Annotated in this window: 2 protein-coding genes, 1 rRNA gene and 2 pseudogenes; 4 read left to right on the forward strand and 1 reads right to left on the reverse strand. The window is 71.8% G+C overall.

Annotated elements, in window-relative coordinates:
• On the reverse strand, positions 1-988 hold a 988-nt coding region (locus tag HGA02_RS11575; protein WP_210728471.1), incomplete at its 3' end, for a hypothetical protein.
• Here HGA02_RS11575 and HGA02_RS21905 point away from each other — a divergent pair.
• The 4 genes and pseudogenes from HGA02_RS21905 to HGA02_RS11590 form a co-directional block, all read left to right on the forward strand.
• Positions 971-1,171, forward strand: a pseudogene (locus HGA02_RS21905) (class III lanthionine synthetase LanKC N-terminal domain-containing protein); the annotation flags it as partial. The gene HGA02_RS11575 and the pseudogene HGA02_RS21905 sit on opposite strands and share 18 nt — an antisense overlap.
• 79 nt (positions 1,172-1,250) lie before the next feature.
• A pseudogene (locus HGA02_RS11580) lies at positions 1,251-2,117 on the forward strand (DUF8094 domain-containing protein); the annotation flags it as partial.
• Between the two features lie 72 nt (positions 2,118-2,189).
• A complete protein-coding gene (locus HGA02_RS11585) occupies positions 2,190-3,119 on the forward strand; it encodes a tetratricopeptide repeat protein (protein WP_168679140.1) in 930 nt (309 codons plus the stop codon).
• A 599-nt stretch (positions 3,120-3,718) separates the two neighbouring features.
• Positions 3,719-4,363 (forward strand): 16S ribosomal RNA (locus HGA02_RS11590); the annotation flags it as partial.

The following is a 4,363-nucleotide window of genomic DNA, read 5'->3' on the forward strand; positions in this document are numbered from 1 at the left end:
GGTCGACGCGCGGTTCGCGCAGGTCGCCGACGGGTTCACCGCGGCGACCGACGCGACGCTCGCGGCCCGGCAGCAGGAGTCGGCGCGCTCGCTCGAGGAGCTGCGCGGCCGGCAGCGGCGGATGGTCGACGGGCTGCTCGCGGAGGCCGACCGGACGTGCGCCGACGCGCGCGCCGAGCTCACACGCATGGGCGGCGAGAACCAGCGGGCCACCCGCGAGGCGACGGACCGCGCCGTCGAGGAGGCCGTCAAGCCCAAGACGGACGACGTCAGCACCCGCGCGCACGAGGCGGCCGAGCAGGTCGACGAGGGGTTCTGGGCGGGCCTCGGACGCGCGGTGTGGAAGCTCGCGGTCGGCCTCGTCGTGCTCGTCGTGGTCGCGCTCGTCGTCGCCGCGATCGCGGCCGCGTTCGGCGTGATCCTCACCGCGTGGACGGCCGTGATGATCGCGGGCGCGCTCCTGCTCACGGCGTCGCTCGTGCTCGCGCTCGTGCACCGGCTGGGCCAGCGCGAGCTGCAGGGGCGGCCCGTCACCGCGGTCCTCGTCGCGCTCGCCGACACCGTGGGCGTGACCGGGATCTACGAGGGCATCGGCGGGCACGACATCGTCACGGGCGCCGAGATCAACGTGGCCGACCGCACCGAGCGTGGGATCCTCGGCGCCGTCACGCTCGTCGGCCTCATCTTCGGGGCGCGCTCGGCGATCAAGGGCCCGCCCGGCGGCACCTTCACGCAGCCCGTCGGCTCGGTGCCCGGCTTCGGGGCCATGGGCGCGGGGGCGCGGGCCGTCGCCGGTGCGCGGTCGGTCGCGGGCGAGCTCGCGGGCCTGGTGGGACGCGGCGCGAAGGCCGTCAAGGAGTGGTGGAACCGTCCCCGCACGCCCGAGCCCGAGCCCGTGCCCCCGACCCAGCCGGCCGAGCCCGTCCGGTTCGGCCGGACCGAGGACGGGTACCACGCCGACCGGATCTTCATGGACTGGCTCAGCCACGAGATCCCGCCCGAGGGCTGGAAGCTGCACGTGAGCGCGACCCCCGAGTCGGCGGCCGCGACCGCGGAGGCCGTGCTGCCCGTCCTGCGTCGCATGGGCGTCAACCACAAGGTCGTCGGGTCGCCCGAGCAGCTCGCCTCCATGGGCGGCGGCCAGCAGGGTAAGTTCATCACGATCTACCCGGACACCCCCGCGCAGGCCCGCGCGATCGTGTCCACGCTCGACAGCGTCCTCGCAGGTCGCGCCCGCGGCGACGACCGTCGCGCAGTCGACGGACGTCCTCGGCGATCTCGGCGAGGTCCTGAGCACGGCGGACGCCGCCCTCGACCCGGCGGCGCTCGCGCCCCGGGTGACGGGCCCGGCGCTCGCGACCCGGACCGCGGAGTACGTCCGCTCGGGCGTGACGGGTGGCGCGAAGCCGCCGACGGTGCTGCCGACCGACGAGCAGGTCCTCATCGTCCCGCAGACCACCCAGTGGCCGCGGACGCAGCTCGTGGTGACCGAGCAGCCGGACGACCTGCAGGCGCCCCGCATCCTCGTGCTCCAGCAGGCGGCGCCCCGCGAGCAGTACAAGCTCTGGGGGTGGGCGCGGATGGCCCCCGGCGTCAGCATGCCGGCGACGGCCGAGCCCTCGACCGGCAGCGCGGTGCTCGCGCCCGACGCCCAGGGGCTCGTCGTCACGCCGGCGGACGCGTTGGCGCAGTACGCGGACGTCCTCGCGAACGGTGCGGGCTCGGCGTACGCGGCGACGTTCGCACCGGACCCGTTCCGTGCGGCGATCGAGGCCGCGCGGGCCGCGATGGTCGCGGGCGTGGAGTCGGCGGCGTCGGCGACGGAGACGTACACGCCGGACCCCGCTCCGGTGGTCGCGCTCGCGACCGCCGACGGCGGCGCGATCGTCGTCGGGCAGATGACGACGGTCTCGACGGTGACGCTCACCGTGGCTGGCGGGACCATCCCGATCCAGGACCCGTTCTACGCTGCGCTCACGGGGACGCAGAGCGCCGCCACGGCGTTCGCCCGGACCTACACCGACGTGCTCGTGATGTACGTGCCGCCCGCCGACAGCGGAGCACCGGTGCAGGTCCTCGCGGCCGAGCACGCGGTGACCGCCGCCAGCGCCTCCTGATCCTGACCGACCCGACCCACCCAGCGACACGACCAGCCCGGGACGCGGTGCCCGGGACGAAGGATGACGCGCATGTCCCAGCCCTCCGGGCCCCGTCCCCGCCTCGACGTCCGCGGCGCCGTCGACCTGTCCGGCCTCGCCCGCTCGACGCCGCCCCCCGGGACGCCGGGCGGGCTCGACAAGCCGAGCGCCTACGCCCTCGACGTCGACGAGTCCACGTTCAACGACGTCCTCCAGCGCTCGACGCAGCACCCCGTGGTCGTCGTCCTCTGGGCGCCGTGGAGCGAGGTGAGCACGGGTGTGGCTGCGGACCTCGCCGCGCTGGCCGACGAGGACGCGGGCCGCTGGCTGCTGGCACGGATCGACGCCGACGCGAACCCGCGGGTCGCCCAGGCGTTCCAGGCGCAGTCGGTCCCGACGGTCGTCGCGGTGCTGGCGGGCCAGCCGCTGCCGCTGTTCCAGGGCGCCTACCCGCGTGACCAGGTGCGCGCGGTGATCGACCAGGTGCTCGCGGCCGCGGAGGCGAACGGCATCACGGGACGCGTGGCCCCGGCGGGGGACGAGCCCGAGGGCGAGCCGGAGCCGGAGCTGCCCCCGCTGCACCAGGCGGCCTACGACGCGATCGAGGCGGACGACCTCCCGGCGGCGCGCGCCGCCTACGAGCAGGCGCTGACCGAGAACCCGCGCGACGCGCTCGCCCGCGCCGGCCTCGCCCAGGTGGGGCTGCTCGAGCGGACGCACGACGTCGACCTGCGTGCGGTGCGGACCGCGGCAGCCGACCGGCCCGACGACGTCGACGCCCAGCTCGCCGTCGCGGACCTCGACGTCCTGGGCGGCCAGGTCGAGGACGCGTTTGCTCGCCTCGTCGACGTCCTGCGCCGCACCTTCGGCGCCGACAAGGAGCGCGTCCGCCTGCGACTCGTCGACCTGTTCGAGGTCGTGGGAGGCGACGACCCCCGCGTGGTGGCGGCCCGCCGCGCGATGGCGAGCGCCCTGTACTGAGCCCCAGCACCGACCGGACGGCCGGTCGACGTCGATGTTCGCGCAGGTCAGCGCGCATCCCGTCGGCCGGCCGTCGTCGTCTCCGGGCCCGCGTGACGGGCGTCACCGGAGGTCGATTTGATCTTCCGGGCCACCGCTGCGTAATGTTCTCGACGTCGCCCGGCAGGGAGGAACGGACACCGAGGAAAGATCCCGGTGGCTGGTCCCGCGAGCGACATCCCCCGGATCTCCGACCGACGAGACCTCTCGCCGGTCGACACGAGCGTCCGGATGTGGAGCGAGCATGACCACGCCGAACCAGCCCGAGAGGGCAGGTTGACGAGGAAGAGCCGGTCCGCTAGGTTTGAACGGTTGCCTCCGGCCGGATCGAGAGATCCGAAGGGATGCGCGTCTGTTCCTTGAGAACTCAACAGTGTGCCAAGTAGTCGATGCCAAGATGGTCCATCGCACAGTGTGCGGTGGGTCTTGGTTGAGATTGAGGAGGCTCGTCCACCCCCGTGGATCGGGTCTTCTTTTGACAGCCGAATCTGATTGGTCCTTCGGGGCTGTTTCGTGTGTCGGTTGCCTGCCTGCTTCGGTGGGTGGGTGCCATGTAGACATTTACGGAGAGTTTGATTCTGGCTCAGGACGAACGCTGGCGGCGTGCTTAACACATGCAAGTCGAACGGTGATGGCCAGCTTGCTGGTCTGATCAGTGGCGAACGGGTGAGTAACACGTGAGCAACCTGCCCCTGACTCTGGGATAACGACCGGAAACGGTCGCTAATACCGGATATGAGACGTACAGGCATCTGTTGCGTCTGGAAAGTTTTTCGGTCAGGGATGGGCTCGCGGCCTATCAGCTTGTTGGTGGGGTAACGGCCTACCAAGGCGACGACGGGTAGCCGGCCTGAGAGGGCGACCGGCCACACTGGGACTGAGACACGGCCCAGACTCCTACGGGAGGCAGCAGTGGGGAATATTGCACAATGGGCGCAAGCCTGATGCAGCGACGCCGCGTGAGGGATGACGGCCTTCGGGTTGTAAACCTCTTTCAGCAGGGAAGAAGCGCAAGTGACGGTACCTGCAGAAGAAGCGCCGGCTAACTACGTGCCAGCAGCCGCGGTAATACGTAGGGCGCAAGCGTTGTCCGGAATTATTGGGCGTAAAGAGCTCGTAGGCGGTCTGTCGCGTCTGCTGTGAAAACCTCAGGCTCAACCTGGGGCTTGCAGTGGGTACGGGCAGACTAGAGTGCGGTAGGGGTG

The organism is Cellulomonas septica, from assembly GCF_012396155.1.
GTDB lineage: Bacteria > Actinomycetota > Actinomycetes > Actinomycetales > Cellulomonadaceae > Cellulomonas > Cellulomonas septica.

Excerpts from the sequence above, each read along its gene's own strand:
- HGA02_RS11585 (WP_168679140.1), top strand. The coding sequence starts at position 2,190 with ATGTCCCAGCCCTCCGGGCCCCGTCCCCGCCTCGACGTCCGCGGCGCC.